This is a genomic window from Neolewinella litorea, from assembly GCF_004803465.1.
Classification (GTDB): Bacteria; Bacteroidota; Bacteroidia; order Chitinophagales; family Saprospiraceae; genus Neolewinella; species Neolewinella litorea.
Genome location: NZ_SRSF01000001.1, coordinates 1,355,508 through 1,374,567, shown reverse-complemented (window position 1 = coordinate 1,374,567; position 19,060 = coordinate 1,355,508). Strand labels below are relative to the sequence as shown.

General features: G+C 59.8%; 14 protein-coding genes. 3 read left to right on the top strand and 11 right to left on the bottom strand.

The genetic code is table 11. The features are described 5' to 3' along the window. Positions 1–327: 327 nt before the first annotated feature. From E4021_RS05730 to E4021_RS05720, 3 genes are all read right to left on the bottom strand, one after another. Positions 328–1,116: a CPBP family intramembrane glutamic endopeptidase gene (locus E4021_RS05730; protein WP_136457195.1), complete on the bottom strand. Its 789-nt coding sequence runs from the start codon at positions 1,114–1,116 to the stop codon at positions 328–330. A gap of 144 nt (positions 1,117–1,260) precedes the next feature. Continuing rightward, a complete protein-coding gene (locus E4021_RS05725; RefSeq protein ID WP_136457193.1) occupies positions 1,261–2,049 on the bottom strand; it encodes a CPBP family intramembrane glutamic endopeptidase in 789 nt (262 codons plus the stop codon). Between the two features lie 55 nt (positions 2,050–2,104). Continuing rightward, entirely contained in the window at positions 2,105–2,341 is a 237-nt protein-coding gene (locus tag E4021_RS05720; protein WP_136457192.1) for a hypothetical protein, read from the bottom strand. Between the two features lie 1,090 nt (positions 2,342–3,431). On the opposite strand from E4021_RS05720, the gene E4021_RS05715 reads away from it, so the two are divergent. Further along, a complete protein-coding gene (locus tag E4021_RS05715; RefSeq protein ID WP_136457190.1) occupies positions 3,432–4,493 on the top strand; it encodes a flavin monoamine oxidase family protein in 1,062 nt (353 codons plus the stop codon). Positions 4,494–5,298: 805 nt separating this feature from the next. On the opposite strand, the gene E4021_RS05710 is transcribed toward E4021_RS05715, so the two are convergent. The 4 genes from E4021_RS05710 to E4021_RS05695 are packed head-to-tail and all read right to left on the bottom strand — an operon-like array spanning position 5,299 to position 9,541. After that, positions 5,299–5,631, bottom strand: coding sequence for a hypothetical protein (locus E4021_RS05710; protein WP_136457188.1), 333 nt, complete (start codon positions 5,629–5,631; stop codon positions 5,299–5,301). Between the two features lie 48 nt (positions 5,632–5,679). Next, complete coding sequence (locus tag E4021_RS05705) at positions 5,680–7,857, bottom strand: peptidase domain-containing ABC transporter (RefSeq protein WP_136457186.1); 2,178 nt, start codon at positions 7,855–7,857, stop codon at positions 5,680–5,682. Between the two features lie 4 nt (positions 7,858–7,861). Further along, the gene (locus E4021_RS05700) at positions 7,862–9,019 is read right to left on the bottom strand and encodes an HlyD family secretion protein (RefSeq protein WP_136457184.1); all 1,158 of its coding nucleotides are present in this window, start codon (positions 9,017–9,019) and stop codon (positions 7,862–7,864) included. Between the two features lie 60 nt (positions 9,020–9,079). Next, a complete protein-coding gene (locus E4021_RS05695; RefSeq protein WP_136457182.1) occupies positions 9,080–9,541 on the bottom strand; it encodes a hypothetical protein in 462 nt (153 codons plus the stop codon). Between the two features lie 564 nt (positions 9,542–10,105). On the opposite strand from E4021_RS05695, the gene E4021_RS05690 reads away from it, so the two are divergent. Further along, positions 10,106–13,711, top strand: a complete 3,606-nt coding sequence (locus E4021_RS05690; protein WP_136457180.1) for a M4 family metallopeptidase — start codon at positions 10,106–10,108, stop codon at positions 13,709–13,711. An 80-nt stretch (positions 13,712–13,791) separates the two neighbouring features. Here the strand turns inward: E4021_RS05690 and rsmA are convergent, their stop codons facing one another. From rsmA to E4021_RS05670, 4 genes are read right to left on the bottom strand one after another with little or no spacing between them, the layout of a single operon-like run. Then, positions 13,792–14,574, bottom strand: a complete 783-nt coding sequence (rsmA, locus tag E4021_RS05685) for a 16S rRNA (adenine(1518)-N(6)/adenine(1519)-N(6))-dimethyltransferase RsmA (RefSeq protein ID WP_136457178.1) — start codon at positions 14,572–14,574, stop codon at positions 13,792–13,794. Between the two features lie 36 nt (positions 14,575–14,610). Beyond that, positions 14,611–15,789: a M20 metallopeptidase family protein gene (locus tag E4021_RS05680; RefSeq protein WP_136457176.1), complete on the bottom strand. Its 1,179-nt coding sequence runs from the start codon at positions 15,787–15,789 to the stop codon at positions 14,611–14,613. 33 nt (positions 15,790–15,822) lie between these two features. Next, positions 15,823–16,509: a deoxyribonuclease V gene (gene nfi, locus E4021_RS05675; RefSeq protein ID WP_136457174.1), complete on the bottom strand. Its 687-nt coding sequence runs from the start codon at positions 16,507–16,509 to the stop codon at positions 15,823–15,825. A gap of 10 nt (positions 16,510–16,519) precedes the next feature. Then, the gene (locus E4021_RS05670) at positions 16,520–18,520 is read right to left on the bottom strand and encodes a peptidylprolyl isomerase (protein ID WP_136457172.1); all 2,001 of its coding nucleotides are present in this window, start codon (positions 18,518–18,520) and stop codon (positions 16,520–16,522) included. Positions 18,521–18,598: 78 nt separating this feature from the next. Here E4021_RS05670 and E4021_RS05665 point away from each other — a divergent pair, with 78 nt between their 5' ends. Continuing rightward, positions 18,599–19,030, top strand: a complete 432-nt coding sequence (locus E4021_RS05665; protein ID WP_136457170.1) for a DUF4293 domain-containing protein — start codon at positions 18,599–18,601, stop codon at positions 19,028–19,030. The last annotated feature ends 30 nt before the right edge of the window (positions 19,031–19,060 follow it).

Here is a 19,060-nt window from a genome sequence, read left to right as displayed (position 1 = left end):
CTTCGGCCCGCCGTTTGTACTCGCGCACCGTGTTTTTGGACACGCCCAGGCGGGCGGCGGTGGCCTTGATAGAACCCAGCTGGTGCAGGGTCTGGAGAATGCGTCTGATCTGGTCCATGCGCTTGATTGTAGCCACGACGGGAGCGGTTGGTGATCGCTCAAGGTGGCAAAGCGCGCGGCTATCCGCCAGGGGGTCAGACCTCCGGAATGTTTTCCACATTCTGGGGGGTCAAAGCTCCGGAATCAGGGGGTCAAAGGTTTTCGGAATAGGGGGGTCAGACCGATCGGAATATCCAGCGACCGGAAGCCACCGCTGGATTATTGGGATTAGGTGGCCGGCGCCCGCTGGAGCCGCGTCACCGTGTCGGCGGGCAGAATAGCATGGGACGCCGCGGCCAGCAATCCGCCCAGCAATACACTGAAGGGCAGTAGTTCGTGCACCGCCCAGGATATGTCCTGAAGGGGCACCAGCGGGACGGCCTCCCGGCTGCAGAGCAAATCGTACTCTTTGGTGATGTTGACCAGAAAGTGGAAGACCACCACGTGGCGCACCCGGCCGTAGCGCAGGTACACGGCCGAAAGGATCATGCCGAGGCCGTAGGCAAGGCATACCTGGCTGAGGGTGAGCATTAGGTCGCCGGTGTAGAGGAGGTTGCCGAGGTGGGCCAGACCGAAGAGGAGGGCGTAGGTGTGCTGCCGCCGCCGGAGTCCGCCGAGGACGGGGCGCCGGAAGGGGAGCACCCGGAAGACCAGCTCCTCAAAGGTGACCAACACCAGTGTGCCGGTCGTGGCCAGAACCATGCAGCCTGGGTGAAAGGGGAATTCCAGTTTGAATAGCGGGATAGCCAGAAAGAGGAATAAGGCAACCGCGAAAAGGAAAACCAGGGAAAAATCCATTGACTGTCGCGGCCGCCACCGGCGGCGTGATACGCGGTAAACCAGATAACAAACTGGGGGGAGCAGGGCAAGGACCCGAAAGGAAAAATGAATGATCGTTCCTTTTCCCTCAATCCCATTCGCCAGTAGATTGGATAAAAAGCCCATAATGAGGGCGTAACTGACCCACCCCACCGTGAGGAGAATGGTGCCGTTCTGCCGGACGGTTACGGGAGTCATGGGAGAATACCGGTGGCAAACTGGAGTATGGGCCAAGAGCTCATTTTTCACCCGTGGTAGATGGCTTGAGCATGGCGTAGAGGAAGATGGCCGCGGCTAGTATTAGGATGAGATAGGGGATCAGGGTAGCTCCATTCATAAATCCTATCCAGTTTTGGAATTGAATCCCACACACCCATCTGAAGGCCGAAAAGGCTGGACCTTGTTCTTCAGTATCAGCCAGCCGAGAACCACAAATGCGAGGGCGAGAGCGGAGTTAGCCACTATTGCGAATTCGGCTGGGAATTCCAGATCATGCCGGGCTGATGTGCCTCTTGAAAGGGTGCTCATCCAGCCCAAAAGGTTGAAAAAAGCGTGAATGGAGATTGCCAATCTTAAAGATCGCGTCCTGGCGTAGACGTAAGTTGTCGCGAAGGACATTCCAAGTACCGCCAAAGCATATTTTCCAACGCCGTGGAGACCCGCAAACAGTAAGCTGGTTAGCAGGATTGAGATGGAAGAATTAAAAATTGCGGACACGTTGTTGAAGATGAACAACCGGAATAATATTTCTTCTAATACGGGGGCCACGATTACTACCGATAGAAAGGACAGCAACATTGAGTTATGGTCTGGGGGAATAGAATTTAAAGAAGCATCCCCGAAAATTATTTTTGCCACTGTCGCTGTCGCAGCCGACAACAAGAACGTACCCGCTAATGCCCAAAGGTATAATTTGGGCTGTGGCCCAATTTGTGCCCATTCCTTTTCAAAAGGCTGATGAAACGAGAACAAGGTGACCACGATACCCCCGAGCGTCAGGAATTGGAACAGCAAGTTCTGTACTAGTGTATCTTGGATTTCCAGAATTGAAATCAACAATGCCCTTGCTTCTTCAGTGAGAATGTACACCAGGATAATCAGCGCCAGGGATAGGTAGTTTTTCCAAGTCATATTGGGCGGACAGAATGAATAACGGTCGCGGTCTAAACCGCGACCGTCTAAGGTGCTAATTAAAAAAGGAGCCGAACCCTTTCATGAGATAGAAAGTCACGTCGATGGCTTCGCCGACCTTAGTTCCTACCCAGTTGCCAATGAGGTAACCAACTTCAAGACCTTTCTCAAGTCCATCATCGGAGGTACCGCCGGTAATTGTTATCACTGCTTGTGCATGTAAGTCTTTCATCGGGATATGTTTAGCTGGCGTTTTGAACGAGGGTTGACCAAAGGCCATCAAAAAATCCATAAACGGATGACATGGCTAATCCGGCTGCAAATTTATTTGCACGGAGGTGATCGTCATAATTGTAACCGGGATAATAGCCAAAACCACCGGAGATGGACTGCTGATGTAATTTACAAAGCTGATTCATAATAAGAATAATTTAATAATGAAAAATGTTAATCTTAGCAAAGAGCCTTTCAACACTCAATGTGCCATAGGCTAGTCAGACATAGATGTTTTACTGCGAATAAATGCTGAAGCTTTAAATGGACCTTGGATAGATTTTTGTAAAACCCCAGTTCATATACATTGAGGCCTTGCATCTAGAGAAGTTTTAGCGACATCTTTGATTAGCCTTCCGCCGCCGTTCCAACCGTTCTAAATACTCCTCCAGCGACAGGTTTTCGTTCCAGTCAAGGGGGAGGTGAGGGATAAGGATGCGGCTATCCGGTGAGGAGGGTTTGAAAATATCGTAATCGTTCATTTTGATGAAGTTAGTGGTGCTGTGGAGGACGTGCCGCGATGAATATATAAGCTGCAGGGTCTCGACCGTCACCGGGTTTAAAATAATTTTGGAGGGCGTATGCCCGAATGATTTGATGGTGTAAATTTCTGAAGGGCTACTCTACTGGGGGTGGAGTGGTTTTAAATCTGCCCGACATTTCATTTTTTGATCGATTGATTTATCGGCTGCTATCGGAGGGAAAACTGCATCACCTAAGAGGATTATTCAGCTGGCTTTTCCACCACCGGCGTTCCGGTGTATTTTGATATTGCAATGTTCAGGAGCCTGACTCTACTGGGGGTGGAGTGGTGTTAAATCTTGCTTGGTTGATGATTTTTTTGGTGAATTGATTCTTATATGGATTGCCCAATCCTTACCGATACCGCTGCGCGGGGCGAGAAAGGATTACGGTCTGGCCGGATAAGTGAAGGCTTACTCCGGGGGGTACTGGTGTACCACCGGCGGAAACTCAGGCCATACATGATTAACGAAATTAGTGGTTGACCAAATCCGGGCCCGAGCCTGCATCCGAGGGCAACCATAAAGCGGGGAAACCCGTTAGTCCGGCGCTTCTCTTCCACTTCCTTGCACCTGCGGCCGCGCCCTATGAACCATTCTTATCGTGATCTTGTGATTCTTGGCGGCGGTCTGACCGGCCTCACCCTCGCTTACCGCCTACGGGACAGCGGTTACTCCATCACCGTGCTGGAAGCCCAGGAGCGACTCGGCGGTCGGATTTATACCCTGTACCCCGAGCAGGGCCCGCCCGTGGAAATGGGGGCCACCTGGCTGGGGCAGAAACATTCAGCACTGTGGAGTCTGCTCGAAGAGCTGGGGTTGCCCGTATTCGAGCAACGGCGGGATGAAGGGGTGATATTTGAGGCCGGGCCGAACGAGCCGTTGCAGCAACTCCGCCTGCCGCCCGAGGACGCACCAACTTACCGGATTGCCGGGGGAAGTAGTATTCTGATCAAGGCCTTAGCAGAGAAGCTGAGGGGTACGGAAATTCATCTGCAACGACCGGTCTCCGGACTACAGCAAACCTTGGACGGGATAGTGGTTTCCACAGCCGGCGGTCCTATTACGGCTGGGGTGGTCGTATCTACGCTGCCGCCGGACTTGTTGCTGCGGACCGTATGTTTTGATCCCGCTCTGCCCCCGGAGTTGGTGAATCTTGCGCAGCGCACGGATACCTGGATGGGTAAGTCGATCAAGGTCGCGTTGACCTACCCGGAACCTTTCTGGCGCCGTAACGGACATTCTGCGACCTTCTTTTCCAATGCGGGGCCAGTAACGGAACTGTACGACCATGGTGATGCGGAGGACAAGGGCTATGCCCTTAAAGGCTTCCTGGACCCGACTTTTTTACGCCTCGACCGCCAGCAGCGCAGGGAAAAGGTGCTGGGGCAGTTGACCCGATATTATGGGCCAAATATCAGGAATTATCTGGCTTACTATGATATGCCGTGGGCGGAAGAAACCTACACCACAGCTAGTACTGCCGCTGATCTTTTGCCCCACCAGCTGCAGGGCCATCCCCTGTACCATCAAGCCCGGTGGGGCGGTAGATTGTACCTGGCGGGGACGGAAACGGCCGAGCAGTATCCGGGATATATGGAGGGAGCGGTAAGGAGTGCGGAAGCCCTCGTCCGCGCTATCGCCCAGTAACCCGGGCTATTCCACGGGCGGGCACTCCGACTGCGGAAAGAACGATCGCCCAAACTGGTAGCCCAATTCAAAGAAGGGACTTCGGATACCGTTGTAACAAAGGGTGATCAGTGCAATAATGGCCACCAAACGGATGGTGTACTTGGTAGCAGACCTGAGCGTAGCAGAATATTTTTGAGTATGCATTATTGAGTTGTTGTGCGGGATTAAGCGGTGGGTTGCTGTACTATGTTTTTTACTTTGGCCGGGCTGTGGGCCGAAGCCTGAGCCGTCGTACAACTCAGAATCTGAATCCAAAGTAGGTTACTGCCGGAGGTTCCATGATGGGCTCCCTCGGTTCTGCGATTACGGGACTAACCGCAACCGCGGGCCAGCGGGTGGCGGGGAATACGCAGGTGAGTACCGGGGTAAAGCCGCCGAAGGTGGATCGAAGTTCTTGTTTTGACATGATAGAATGATTATTGATGGGGAGTTGATTTATCGGATAGTATGGAGGGTCCAGTAGGCTGGCCCCGATGGGTATCGGTAGTGAGCCGGGTGAACCTTTCTGCGGCCCCCGACGGTGGTTGCAGCGATAAGGCAAGGATCGGAAGCACCACTCCACTGGGAGTGGAGTGAGGTTAAATCTTCGCTAGTCGGTGGTGCGCATCTGTTGCGGCCAGCGGAACTGATCAGGGGCAGTATTGTGGCGGTCCAACGCAGTGGGCACGAGGGTGAAAGAGCGGGTAGGCGCAGCGGCTGGCGTGCCGCATTTTGGAGGGAGGAATGAGGTTTGCATGGCGGTAGATTGTGTCCAAAACCGGGGTCATCGACGCATGGCGGTTACCTCGCTCGGACGTGGGGGGTGGAGGGAACGCACTTTGGCACCCGGAGCTTCTAGTGGACGATCTGGCGGAACATTGTCCGGCACGGCGGCGAAGCCGAGTTGCAGCTCCACGCAATAGAGGTAGGTATAGCTGCGGCGCAGGTGGCAGTACGCGATCGGGGCGCCCAGGTTTTTCAGCTCATTCAGGAGGCGAAACAGCAGGCTTTGGGATATGCCGAGTCGCTCGGCGAAGTCTTCGGGGGTGCCGGTCCGGCGAAACTTGATAAGGGTGTGCATGCGGCGAAGCCGATCGAGTTGCTTGATCATGGACATGGTGGTAGTGTTGTCTGGTGTTTATAATTGTTTGGGTGGCCAATCGGGTCAGGCAGCCAGGCGGCGAAGGACCCGGGTGGGGAATTGCTTGTCCCACAGTTCCCGGTAGGCACCCGGTTGGGCGAGTAGGGTATCGTGGGTACCTTCCTGGACGAGTTGCCCCTCGTGGAGTACGGCGATCTTGTCGGCATCCATGACCGTGCTGAGACGGTGTGCGATAATGACGATGGTCTTGCCCTCGGCCCGTAGCCGGTGAATGGTTTGTTGTACAAATTCCTCACTCCCGCTGTCGAGCGCCGAGGTGGCCTCGTCCAGGATCAGAATATCGGGGTCGCGGTAAAGCGCCCGGGCGATGGCCAGGCGCTGTCTTTGTCCGCCGCTCAGGTTCGTACCGTGTTCTCCAATCGAAGTAGCGAAGCCGGCGGGCAGGGATTCGATGAAGGGGAGCAAACCCAGTTCGCGGCAGATGGTCAGTATCCGTTCCAGGTTGGGAGAATAATCACCGATCGCAATATTCTCGATCAGGGAGCCGGCAAAGAGGGTCAGGTTTTGGGGGACCACTCCTATGCGGGCGCGGAGGCTTTGGTTGCTTACGTACTGAAGATCGATATCGCCGACGAATACCTTGCCCCCGTCAACCGGGTACAGTTTCTGCAGCAGGGCGGCCAGGGTGGACTTGCCCGATCCGCTTTCCCCGACGAGCGCGGTTATTTGACCGGCGGGTAGGGTAAGATGGAAATCGTCAAATACATTCTTGCGGGAGCCGTAGCTGAAGTGAATGCCCCGGAAGCGGATATCGCCCAGACTTGCGGGCTTAAGATCCACCGTCGCGGTAGGTGCCTCCTCACTTTCCAGGTCGATGATCTCGAACAAGCGGTCGGCTGCGATCAGGGCGTTTTGGATGGTTTTGTTCATGCCGATCAGTCCCTTCGCCGGACCGGTGAAGTAGCCGACCAGCGCGTAAAACCCCAGCAGCTCTCCGGCGGAGATCACGCCTTCGATCACGTAGTAGCTACCCGCCCAAAGGAGGATGATGGTGAAGAGGCGACTGACCAACTCCGACGCATTGCCGCTGAAAATACCGTTCATGCCCGAGTGGAAGGTGGTCTGCAGCAAGCGCACAAAGCGGGTTTCCGTTTTCTGGTTGGCGTAGTCTTCCAGTCCGAGTTGCTTGATGGTGCGCACCCCGTTGACGGTTTCCACCAGCTGGCTTTCCAGGTCGGCGGCCCGCTCCATGAGCTCGCGCTCCCGGCGGCGGTTGAGTCGGTTGGTAACCCAGTAGATGGCTACGTAGCACGGCACGACGGTCAGCAGCACCAGGGCCAGTTTCCAGTAGTAGGTGAACATCAGCCCGAAGGAGAAGACGACGATGAATACGTTGACCAGCAGGTTGATGGCCACGTCGTTGATGAAGGCGCGGATCTTGACCGCATCGCCGATCCGCGAGATGATCTCGCCAGTACGCATGGTATCGAAGAAGCGTTGGGGCAAGCGCAGCAAGTGTTTGTAGTAGCCCAGTATGAGCCGCGCATCGATGAGCTGCCCGGACCGCATGACCAGCACCGACTTCGTGGTGCCGATAAAGATGGCCAGCGCGAGCAATCCGACCATGGTCAGGCTCAGCAGGTTGAGCAGGCGGGTGTTGCCGTTGATCAGGACGAAGTCGGTGATCTTCTGCAGGTAGATGGAGGTGCTCAGTCCGAGGATCGTGTACACCACCGCACCGAACAGGGCCTGTACGAGCGTCGATCGGTGGGGCTGCAGCAGGGCCCGGAAGCGCGACAGCGTGGATACCCGGTGCGTACCGGCGCTAAAATCAGCCGAGGGGGCCAGCAGGAGCAGTACGCCCGTCCATTCCTCGCGCCACCGCTTCCACGTCCACCTTTCCATCCGGCCGCGGGCGGGGTCCATTACCTGTATGTACTTGTCTGTAACCTTATACACCACCACGAAATGGTGGAGCCGACCGCCCACTATCACGTGGGCTACGGCCGGAAATTCGGCTTCGGTGCGCAGGGCGGCCTCTTCGGCCCGGACGCCGCGACAGGTGAAACCAAGCTTTTCGGCCGCCTGGATCATGCCGAGGAGGTTAGTGCCCTTCTGATCGGTGCTCGCCAGCTGCCGTATTCGGGCGATGGGCAGGTCGAGGCGGTAATGCGCGGCTACGGAGGCCAGGCAGGCGGCACCGCAGTCGGTGACGTCGTGTTGTTTGCGTGTTTTCTTCATGACTTTAGTAGTAGAGGGGGTTCAGCCAGTCGTCCACCCGATCGCGCAGTAACTGGAAAAGGCTGCGGCGGGCCAGGGTGAAATGGGCGGTGAGGGTCATGCCCTTACGCAGGGTGCCGCGGTACCCGTTGCGCAGTCGCAGTTCACGGTCACGGAGCGTGCAAACCACGCGGAAGGCCGCACTGCCGTCGATCTCGGTCACGTCGGTGCCGATCTCGCTGAGGGTGGCTTTGGCCAGGCCCCACTGCTGATAGTTGAAGGCATCCAGCTGCAACCGTACCGGCAATCCTTCCCGCAGCAAGCCGATGTCGGCCGGGCTGACGTAAGCTTCCGCCCGTAGTTCCCCGTCGGGGGAGATCTGGGCAAGCAACTGACCGGCGGAAACGAAGGTCCCGGCCTGCAATCCTCCCGTTTGGGTGAGCTGACCGTCCAGCGGTGCCGTAACGACATACTGCCGGCTGCGCTCGTCCAGGCGGTGGAGTTCGCGTCTGAGGTCGGCCACTTCCCGATTCAGGCGCTGGCGGTCCTGCGTCCAGCTGCGCTGTTGTTGTTCGGTGAGTTGTTGCAGCTGTCCGGCGAGTAGTTCCCGTTCGTATTCCGACTGTTCCACCTCCATCCGGGCTACCGAGCCGGTGGCCAGCAGTTCGCGTTGCCGCTCCGCGTGGCGGCGGGCGTGGTCGAGTTTCAGGGTAGCCTCGTCGTGCCGCCGGCGATACTCGCGGTAGTCGCGCTGGTAGATGGCCGTACCGAGGGTAGGGTAGTCCGGGTGTGTTGCCGCTTCCAGCGCGTGCAGATCGGCCAGCAGTTGCCGGCGTTCGCGGACCTGGGCCCGGAGGTGATCAGCCTCGGATCCCAGTTCGTCCGTAGTCAGCCGCAGCAGGGTATCGCCGGCGCAGACTTCCGCGTTCTCCCGGAGGTTGGAAGTCAGGACGCGACCGCTGACCGCCGCCGCGACCGGACTCAGTTGCAGCCCCGGCCGCAGCATGCCCCGACTACGAGTGTTAACGTCGATCTGGATCAGGGGCAAGGCCGCCGCCGCGATGAGTAGGGCCAGGACGACGGTGAGGTAGAGGAGGCGGCTGGTGCGGCCGTGGCGGGCGTAGAGTCCTTCCACGCCCTCCACGAGGGGAAAGGGATAGAGCGGGGGGGCTTCAGTAGGCATCTGAAGAAATTTAAGGGTGTAGGGCCGTGGCCCGGAAAATGATGGTAGTAGAAGTGGCGATCAGGCGGCCGGCCGGCGCAGGTGGCCGTCCTGTAGGTGCGCGGCGCCCAGGCGGAAGGAGCAGGTGACGAAAACCTCGTCTTGCAGGATCGGGTAGGTGCCCGCTGCGATGTCGTGGGGTCCTTCCGGCAGTCCAAGAGCATCGGTCAGGGCGCGGGGGAGCGCGTAGTCCTGCGGCAGCGTCAGGCAACCGTCCGGAAAGTGCCGACGGTGGAGGAAGGGGGTGACCGCGGCGGTCAGCAGGTGCAGGAGCAGGCGACCGGTGACCGGCTCCAGCCGCAGGTAGGCCGGTAGTCCGTCCGGGCAAGCGGGCCGGGCCGGCATTTCCTCCCGAAGCAGGATGCTGCAGATACCGAGTCCCGCGCAATTCCGAAGGTCGGGCGAACCCAGGCGGACGTCTACTGAAAGGCCGGACCGGCAGGCGCGGTGGTAAGTCGTGAGGGAAGAGGGTAGAAGTGACATTCGTTTGGGCTGTTCGAGGAAATCGGGAAGCGTGCCTTCCCTTTTACATCGACAAATATCCGGGCCCGTTCACGCCCTAAAAAGGACGGTTTCCGCCCTGGCGTTCTGAGAGTTTACACCGATTGCATTGACTCAGATAATTATAATGTACTGACAACGAATGTGTTGTTGTTTATCCGTTTGTCGGTGAAAGTGGGCGATCTGACGAAAAGATTTGAAAAAACTTTTGGTTTTTTTTGGCCTCTGATCGGCCTCGGAAATGGCCCTCTCGTCCGAGGTGTTGGCCCTGCGGTGGGGTGCCAAAATCCTTGTTATCACTGGGTTTTGGCTTAGTTGGGATAAATGGTGTAGATACATCATTTATTCGGAAAATTGCTGTAGGTACAACATATAGCATGAGGTTTTTTATTGTCAGTGCAATTAATTTCGGGCAGTCGGAATCTGATCGGCCCCGGTCTTTCGTACCTCCATCAGTTCCGGAACTAAACACCTCAGTGAAAACCAATCAGCCGTGCGATTCGCGGCAACCCTAGAATTCGTTTCCAAATCCATAAAACCGAACTAATGCTTCGAACTTTACTTTCGCCGCGACCCGGCCTGCTGGCTGTGGGCGTCGCTTTTTGCTCGCTGCTTTCCGCTCAACCTCAGTCCCAACCCCTTCCCGACAAGTACCAACAACTTCAGGCTCGCCCCGAAGTAGCGGAAATGATCATGAGCGAGGAGCGTCAGACTCCCGCGCTCGTGCGATTTACGGAAAAAGCGCAGCAGTCCCGTCGTGCGACGGACGCAGTCATCTCCGATCTTTTCGGACTGGCCGACCAGGGGATCACCACTACCCTGGACCACACCACCCGCGACAAGTCCGGCCTCACCGTTGAGCGCTTTCAGGAATACTACAAAGGCGTGAAGGTGGAGCACGGGCGCTACAACGCCGTCTCCAACGCCGAAGGGCTCCAGCTGCTCAGCAGCGAGCACTACGAGTTTGATCAGTCGGTAAACGTAAGCCCCACCCTCAACCGGGAGGCCGCGCTGCAGCGCGCCCTGGATTTTGTCGGTGCCAAGCAGTACGCCTGGGAATACATCGCCGACCAGTACGTTCGTTTGGCGTGGTCCGCCGACTTCCTGTCCCACGTACAGCGGGAACTGGATGAGGTACGCCCCGGCGGCGAGCTCGTGATCGTCGACGACTACGACACCGAGGCCGCCGACCCCGATCTGGCCTGGAAGTTCAACGTATACGCCAGCGAGCCGCTCAGCCGCGCCTGGATCTACGTGAACGCCCACACCGGCAAGATCATGCTCAAGAACCCCATCATCAAGCATGCCTCCACGCCCGTTAATGTGGAAACCCGTTACGCGGGCAACCGGACCATTCTCGTCGACCAGCAGACCCGGCTCACCGACCCCCACAGCGGACTGCCCCTGACCGACAGCCGCACCAACCTTCCGGCTACCGGCCCGCTCTACGTACTGCGTGACGACACCCGCGGCAACGGTCTGGAAACCTACGACCTGAACGGTCAGGGTGGTATTCCGCTGAGCATCGCCGCCCTCTACGCCCAGGGTAAGGCCTTTACCGACGACGACCTGAATTGGACCGTCGCCGAGCACCGCCGCGGTGGAGAATTCAACGAGGCCGAAAATGATGACATCGCCTGGGACGCCCACTGGGGAACCCAGATGGTATACGACTACTGGCTCGACGTGCACGGTCGCCGCAGCTACGACGACAACGATATCGCCATCAAGAGCTTCCTGCATTACGGGGTAGCCTACGATAACGCCTTCTGGAACGGCTCGGCCATGACCTACGGCGACGGCAGCTACCAGGGCGGCCTGAACCCCGACGGTACTTTCGCCCCCCTCATGAGCCTCGACGTCTGCGGCCACGAAATCGGCCACGCCGTTTGCAGCAACACCAGCGACCTTGTCTACGCCCGCGAATCGGGTGCCATGAACGAAGGCTTCTCCGACATCTGGGGCGCAGCGATCGAAGCCTACGCGGCCCGTGCCGTCGATCCTTCCCTGGCCGGTATTATGGCACCTTGGGGCATCGGCGAGCAAATCGACGAGCGCGACGGCGGTATACAGTACCCCGATAGCGGATGGCGTGCCCTCCGCTACATGGACGAGCCCAATCGGGCCGGCGACCCCGACACCTACGGAGGAGCCTTCTGGGTCAGCCAGGACTGTTCCCCCAACCTCGCCAACGACCAGTGTGGCGTTCACACCAACTCCGGCGTCCTGAACAAGTGGTTCTACCTGCTCACCGAGGGTGAAGACGGAACCAACGACAACGGCGACAACTACAGCGTCAGCGGACTAGGCTTTGAAGTATCCGAGCGCATCGCTTACGGTACCCTGCTGCTGCTGACCCCCAACGCCACCTTCGCGGAAGCCCGTGCGGCCTCCATTGCCTTCGTGCGCAGCATGACCGAAAGCGGCGGCGGAAGCTGCGGCAACTACGAAAAGGAACTCACCAACGCCTGGTACGGCGTCGGCGTCGGCGACCAGTTCAACTGCGAGCAGGTAGCCTCCTTCGTCGAGCCCGTGTCCTTCGTCAGCGAGCGCATCACCGATGCCAGCGGTTGCAACGTCGGCAAGATCATCGAAGTACAGGCTTCGGTCGTCAAGGACGGCTTCGTCCGCCTCGGCGGTACCGCCAAGGAGGGTGTCGACTACCAGGTGCTGAACAAGCTGTTCTTCACCCGTGGCAAAGGCTTTGCCGTCCATACCTTCCAGGTTGAGATCTACGACGACGGCTTCATCGAAGGCGATGAAACCATCATCATGAGCCTCGGTCAGGGTACGCCCCACACAATCACCATCCTGGACGATGAGGTTCCCCTCACCATCGGCAACGGTACCGAGGTACTGCTGGAAAACAACATGCGCAACTCCAGCCTGCCCTCCGGTTGGTCCACGACCTCCCTGCTCAAGAACGGTACCAACGGTTGGTTCTCCTCCGTAGTCCACGGTGCCATGGTCAGCCCGGTTGCCCTGGGTAACCTGTCTCCCGTACCCACTTACGACGGCAATGACCAGGTCGGCGACGACTTCGTCCTGTCTTCTCCCCGCATCGACGCCCGCGGCCTGCACACGGTCGACGTCAGCTTCGACTGGAAAGCCGGTGGTGAAACCGACGTTCCGAGTGGCGTTTCCGGACTCGAGCCGGTAGCCGTTCCCTTCGACTACGGTAACCTGGCCTACTCCTTCGACGGCAAGACCTGGAACGACTTCCGCGACTTCGAGCCCTTCGTCGGCCCCGCCGGCACGATCGCCGAAGGATCTTTCGCCGCTACGCTGCCCGACTTCCTGGAAGGCACCACCTTCTACCTCGGCTGGCGCTGGCGCAACGACGTCCTGGTCAATACCGCCTACAGCTTCAGCTTCGAGAACGTGAAAGTCACGGCCAAGCACCTGGGTATCGCTACCGAAGTAACCTCGGCCGAGCGCCGGATGCGCGGCAACGAGAACGTCTACTTCCTCACGGACGGCGGCAAGAAGGTGATCGGCGGTTTCGAAAGCCGCAGCGCCCAGATCTTCGGTTGTACCACGATGAAACTGCTCACGGCCGGTAGCGGCAAGAACCGTTGCTCCGGTGGGATCTTCATGGATAAAACCTACAAGCTCGAGGCCACCAACTACAAGAAGGAACGGCCGATCACCGTCCGTTTCTTCCTGACCAACGAAGAGATCGAGAACTTTGAGCAGCTGTCCGGCAAGTCGCGGCACGAACTGTCCGTCTACCACAGCGACTCCTATGTCTGCCAGCCCGGTACCAAGACCGAGAAAGCACCCCTTACCTACATCGAGACCTTCGACGGCGGCATCGCCTTCGTGGCCGAGTTGAAGAGCGGTGGACAGTACTTCTCGATCGGTGCCGACGACACCAGCCTGCCCTTCCTGCAGGCCCGCACCGACGGCAGCCCCGCCGCCGTAGGAACCTACCCGAACCCGTTCACCGATGAACTGACGATCATGGCTCCGGGCGACAACCCCGCCGGAATCATTCGCCTCTTCAGCCTGACCGGCCAAATGGTCAAGCAGGCCGTAGTGACCGGCCAGCGCACCAACCTGGCCGTCAGTGATCTGCCCGCCGGCGCTTACCTGCTGCGCCTGCAACTGGACAACGGCGAGCACCACGAGGAACGCGTGATCAAGCACTAGCCCGCAGTACTCCGTAAGGAAGTATTCACCTAATGCTAATTTATTCCGTCCCGCCCCTGCAACCGCAGGGGCGGGATTTTTTATGCCTGGTAGGGAACGGCCCGCTCGGTCAGGTCGGCAAAGTCATGCAGGCTCACCTGCTCCGGGCGCCGCTCGAAGAGCGGAAGGTCGGCCATGACTTCCGGGGGGAAAATAGACTTCAGGCTGTTGCGCAGCATTTTCCGGCGCTGACCGAAGGCACTCTTGACCACGTGTTTGAAGAGCCCGTAATGCGCGTCCGGCACCAGCGGATGCTCCCGGCGCACCAGGCGGATCACCGCGCTTTCTACTTTCGGAGGGGGCGCGAAGTTCCCCCGGCTTACGTTCATCACCAGGGAAGGGGAGTACCGCGATTGTACCAGCACGCCGATCACGCCGTACACCTTGCTGCCGTGGTCACTGATCACCCGATCCGCCACCTCCTTCTGGAACATGCCCACCATTTCGGGGATCAGGTGGTAATTATCCAGCAGTTTGATCAGGATCTGACTTGAGATGTTGTAGGGAAAATTGCCCACCAATCCGAACGGCTTTCCTTCGAATACTCGCTCCAGCGCTTGCCGCAAAAAGTCACCCTCGAGAATGTCGGGTGCCAGTTCCGGATAGTGGACCTTCAGGTAGTGTACCATATCCTGGTCGGCCTCGGAGACCTTCAGATGAAAGGCATCGCGGCGGTCCAGCAGGTGCTTGGTCAGCATACCCTGACCGGGCCCCACCTCCAGCACGTGCTGGTATTGGTCGGTAAGCTGCAGGGCCTCCGCGATCTGCCGGGCGTAATGCTCGTTCGTGAGGAAGTGTTGACCGTAGGATTTCTTGGCGCGCATGGCCGCGAAGATAAGGTGCCGCCCGACGGTACCCGCTCAGCCCTCCCCCTGCAAGCGGCGCAGCGCCAGCCAGGCCATCAGTCCGCTGCCGGTGGTCAGGCAGTCCTCGTCCACGTCGAAAGTATCGGTATGTACGGGAGACGGACTCCCCACGCCGAGGCGGTAAAAGCAGGCGGGCAGGTGGTGGGTATAGAAGGCAAAATCCTCGCCGGTCATGCGGATCGGCAGGTCGACCACCCGTTCCGGCCCCAGCAGTTCGCGGGCGGCGGACTGCGCCCAGTGCGTCAGCGGCTCGTCGTTCTTCAGAAAGGGGTAGCCGTGCCGGATTTCCAGTTCCGCACTGCCGCCCAGGGCCGCGGCGATGCCCTCGGCCGTCCGCTTCAGCCGGCGGTGCAGTTCCCGGCGCCAATCCTCGTCGAGGGTGCGCAGGGTCCCCTCCAGGTGTACGGCGTTGGGAATAACGTTGGTAGCGCCCCCCTCGCTGTTGATTTTTCCGAAGGTCAGGACGACGGGCAGGGTCGGGTCACTTTCCCGGCTCACGAGCTGCTGCAGGGCCGTGATCACTTGAGCCGTGACCACGATGGGGTCTACCGCCTGGTGGGGCATCGCGCCGTGTCCGCCGCGCCCACGGACGGTCAGGAAAAGCTCATCCGTACTGGCCATGTAAATCCCCGGTCGGAACCCTACGGTGCCGGCCGGCAGGGGCGGGTGTACGTGCTGTCCGAACAGGGCCGCCGGGGCCGGGTCGCGCAGGGCACCGTCGCGGATCATCAGTGTCGCTCCGCCGGGCAGTTGTTCTTCTCCGGGCTGGAACAGCAGGCGCACCGTACCCGGCAGCTCCTGTTCGATACCCTTCAGAATGCGGGCGGTACCCAGCAGGGAAGCGGTATGCACGTCGTGTCCGCAGGCGTGCATGACGCCCGCACGTTGCGAGCGGTAAGGCACCTGGTTCGCCTCCTGGATGGGCAGCGCGTCGAGGTCGGCGCGCAGGGCAATGGTTGGTCCGCTACCGCCCCGGATCTCGGCCACCAGTCCCGTTCCCGCCAGGCGACGGTAGGGAATGGCCAGTTCTTCCAATTGCCCGGCTACGTAACGCACCGTTTCGTGCTCCTCAAAACTCAACTCGGGGTTCGCGTGCAGGTGGCGGCGGTCCGCCACCGTTGCGGGGGTGTGTTCTTCGGCGAGGGCGCGGACGCGGGTGCGGAGTTCGGTCATACCGGCAAAGATAGGCGGTTCAGTCACCGGGCTTCAGTCGTTAGCGCCGTGCTCCCGGCGGTAGGCATTCACCATCTGGTGGGCCAGCCGTGTCGGTTCCGGCAGTTTGTACTTGCCCAGGCAGTGACGGGCGATGGCCAGCGCGCCCTCCAGGTCCAGCAAGTGGCCCGGCGAGATGAACAGGGGGTTGGTGCGGGCCTTGGACCGCAGGGCGTAGCCGATCACCTCCTCCTTGTCGAGAATGGGGCTGGTCGAGCCGGCCTCCTGGGCGGGAGGGGTAAAATGGCCCGAAAGGATTTTCTTGGCGCAGCCCAGGGTGGGTGATCCCGTGGCCAGACCGAAGTGGGTAGCGATCCCCATGCGGCGCGGATGGGCGATCCCGTGGCCGTCCACCATGGTCACGTCGGGCTTTTCCTTCAGTTGCTGCCAGGCCTTGAGCAGGGTGGGGATCTCGCGGAAGGATAGCAGCCCGGGAACGTAGGGAAAGGACACGGTTTCGGTGAAGTAGGCGGATTCTATTACCTCCAGGGTGGTGTAATCCAGGACCACGATGGCGGCGAAGAACACGTCGGAATACATATTAAAGGATATGTCCGCGCCGGCGATGCGACGTACAGGCATCTCCAGCGGTTGCAGTACGATACGGTCGCGGAGTTCACGCTGCATTTTGACGGCTTCCGTCGGGGAGAGATCCCAGGGGTGCTCAACGGCTGAGGGCATGGAAACGGCTTCAGGGGGTGGTGATTCGGTTGATGCGGCTGCCGGGCACGAGCCGGTCCACTGCTTCCTGACCCTCAATCACTTCGGCGAAGATGGTGTAGCCACCGTCGAGGTGCGGGGTGGGGCGGTGGGTGATGAAGAACTGGACGCCCTCGGTATCCTTGCCGGCACTGGCCATGCCTACCAGACCCGCACGATCCCAGTGGACCATCGGTGTTTCGGTCCGGACGATAAAGTCTTCGGACCCGAACCCGTCACCTCGCGGTCCACCCCCCTGGGCGACGAAATTCGGCACCACCCGGTGGAAAACCTTTCCGTCGTAATATCCTTCACCGGCCAGCCGCAGGAAACTGGAGGTCGTTGCGGGAGCCACCTCAGGCCACATCCGCAGGCGAATGGGGCCTTCCGAGGTTTCTATTTGCACCTCTACGGGGTCGGGGCTGGTGATTAGTTGCCAATCGATCGGGCGCACCTTCGCGGCGTTCAGGGGAGGCACCGGCAGGTCGGACTGGCCCAGGGCATTGCGGGCAGCCAGCACCTCACGGTAGGTTTCTATCTGGCGGGGCAGGTCGAATCGTTCCAGGCTGGCATCCAGCCAGTCCAGGTTCGCGTAGGCTCCGCGATAGGCGTCCGCTCCGGAAGTAAGGGCCAGACCGGCATGGTAGGCGGGTCCGGCCTCGCCACCCTCGATGATTTGACGGAACTGTCCGGCGAGTTCGTCCCGCACCCGACGGCTGCTCCACCGGAAAAAGGCCGCGAAATCTTCCCGGTCGCTAATCGCCTGCAGGGTTTCCGCCGCCGCGGTCCGCACCACCGGCGAATCACTATCCAGGTAGAGGTTGTATATCTCCCGGTAGAGCCAGGGGAACTCGCCGAGCGCGCGCAGGATATCGGCGCGTACGTACACGTTTTCCTCGTCCCGGTATGCCCGGCGCAGGCCGTCGTTGATGCGGTCCCGGTAGTCCGTCAGAAAGGGAGAAAGGTGGCGGTTAGCGGCGCGGTAGAGCAGGGGGCTCAGGTCGTGCGGCAGGCCGGCTTCGGCCAGCTGAAGGTAGAGGGGTGCATCGGCCGTGATTCCGCTGGCGATCAGGTAATCGGCCGCCGTGCGGGCCACCAGCGGGTGTCGGTCGCGAAGTGCCTCGATCACCGATTCCCGCACCGCGGCGTACTCGAAACCTTCAAAGGCCCGCAGCACTTCCACCCGGGCGCGCCAGTCGGTACTGTTCTCATAAAAGCGCAGCAGGGATACCCTTGCGGGTAGCAGTCCGCTGCGGCCCAGGGTGCGGATGATTCCCATAGCCACCACGGGGTCTTTCTCCCGCCGCAACTGCTCGTGCAATTGCCGCTCGGCGGCGGTATCCACCGGAAACTCGATGCGGTACAGGTAATGGGCGGCCGGATGACGAACGGCCGGGGCGAGGGAACGGTCCAGCAGGCTGTTGATCATCACGGCATCCGAAGCAGCGGAGCGGTTTCCCTTTAGTCCGGCGTAGTAGAGTCCCCAGGCCCGTCCGGCCAGCAGGGCGGTATCCGCGGGGGTATAGGTGGATATCCCGGCCAGCAGGTCTACGGTAGCGGCATCCCCGGTGCGGCCGGCGGCGGCCAACACGGCGGCGTTGAAGGCGGGGTAGGTGCCGCTGCGGTCGAAGTTGGCCATCAACAGATCGGCGGCCGCGGGCTGGCCCGACTGGCCCAGCGCGTAGGCGGCCTGGGTACGCACGCTCTCATTGGGGTCACCCAATACGGTGCCGAGGGAGTCCACGGCAGCGCTGGACACGGTGGGGAAACTGCCCAGGGCGCGCGCCGCGAGGTAGCGGAGCCGGGCTTCGGGGTGGGAGAGATAGGTCAGCAGGCTGTCCTCCGCGCGCCCGTTCTGCAGTTCGTAGACCCGCTGGACGTCGGGGTCACTCAAGTCGGTGGTCACCACCGCCGCTTCCCCCTGCTCCGAAGGGGGTATACACGCCGTGAAAATCATCCAGAGCACCAGTCCGGTCGCCAATCGATACCGCATACCGTAAAGGTAACGCGGCGGAAGCAAGCCGATGTACGCTTTGCTGCCTACCTTTGCGGCCGCGAAATTCCCTACTCCATGATCCAACGCATCCAGTCCGTATTCCTGGCCCTCGGCGCCATCACTTCCTTCGGCCTTTTCGGTACCGACGCCGCGGAAACCGAAGTTCCCGTAGCCGGCAGCGAGGTCTTCGCGGATGCCCAGTACGACGTTTACGACAGCCTGATCCTCACCGGCGGCGTATTGGCGGCCGGTCTGCTGCTCCTCATAGCCATATTCCTGTTCACCAACCGCAAGCTACAGGTGGTGCTGTGTAACGTAGCGCTTATGATTACCCTGGCCTACGCCGTGTACGGTGGGGTGCTCTGGTATACCGATTCCGCGGCCGCCCAGGCCCAGGTGGATTTCGGGGCCCTGCTGCCGGTGCTGACGATGCTCTTTGCCGCCCTGGCGGCCCGCTACGTCCGCAAGGATGAAAAGCTGGTGCGCAGCGCCGACCGTCTGCGCTAGTACGCTATCTTGGGGGTGTACCATCACTCA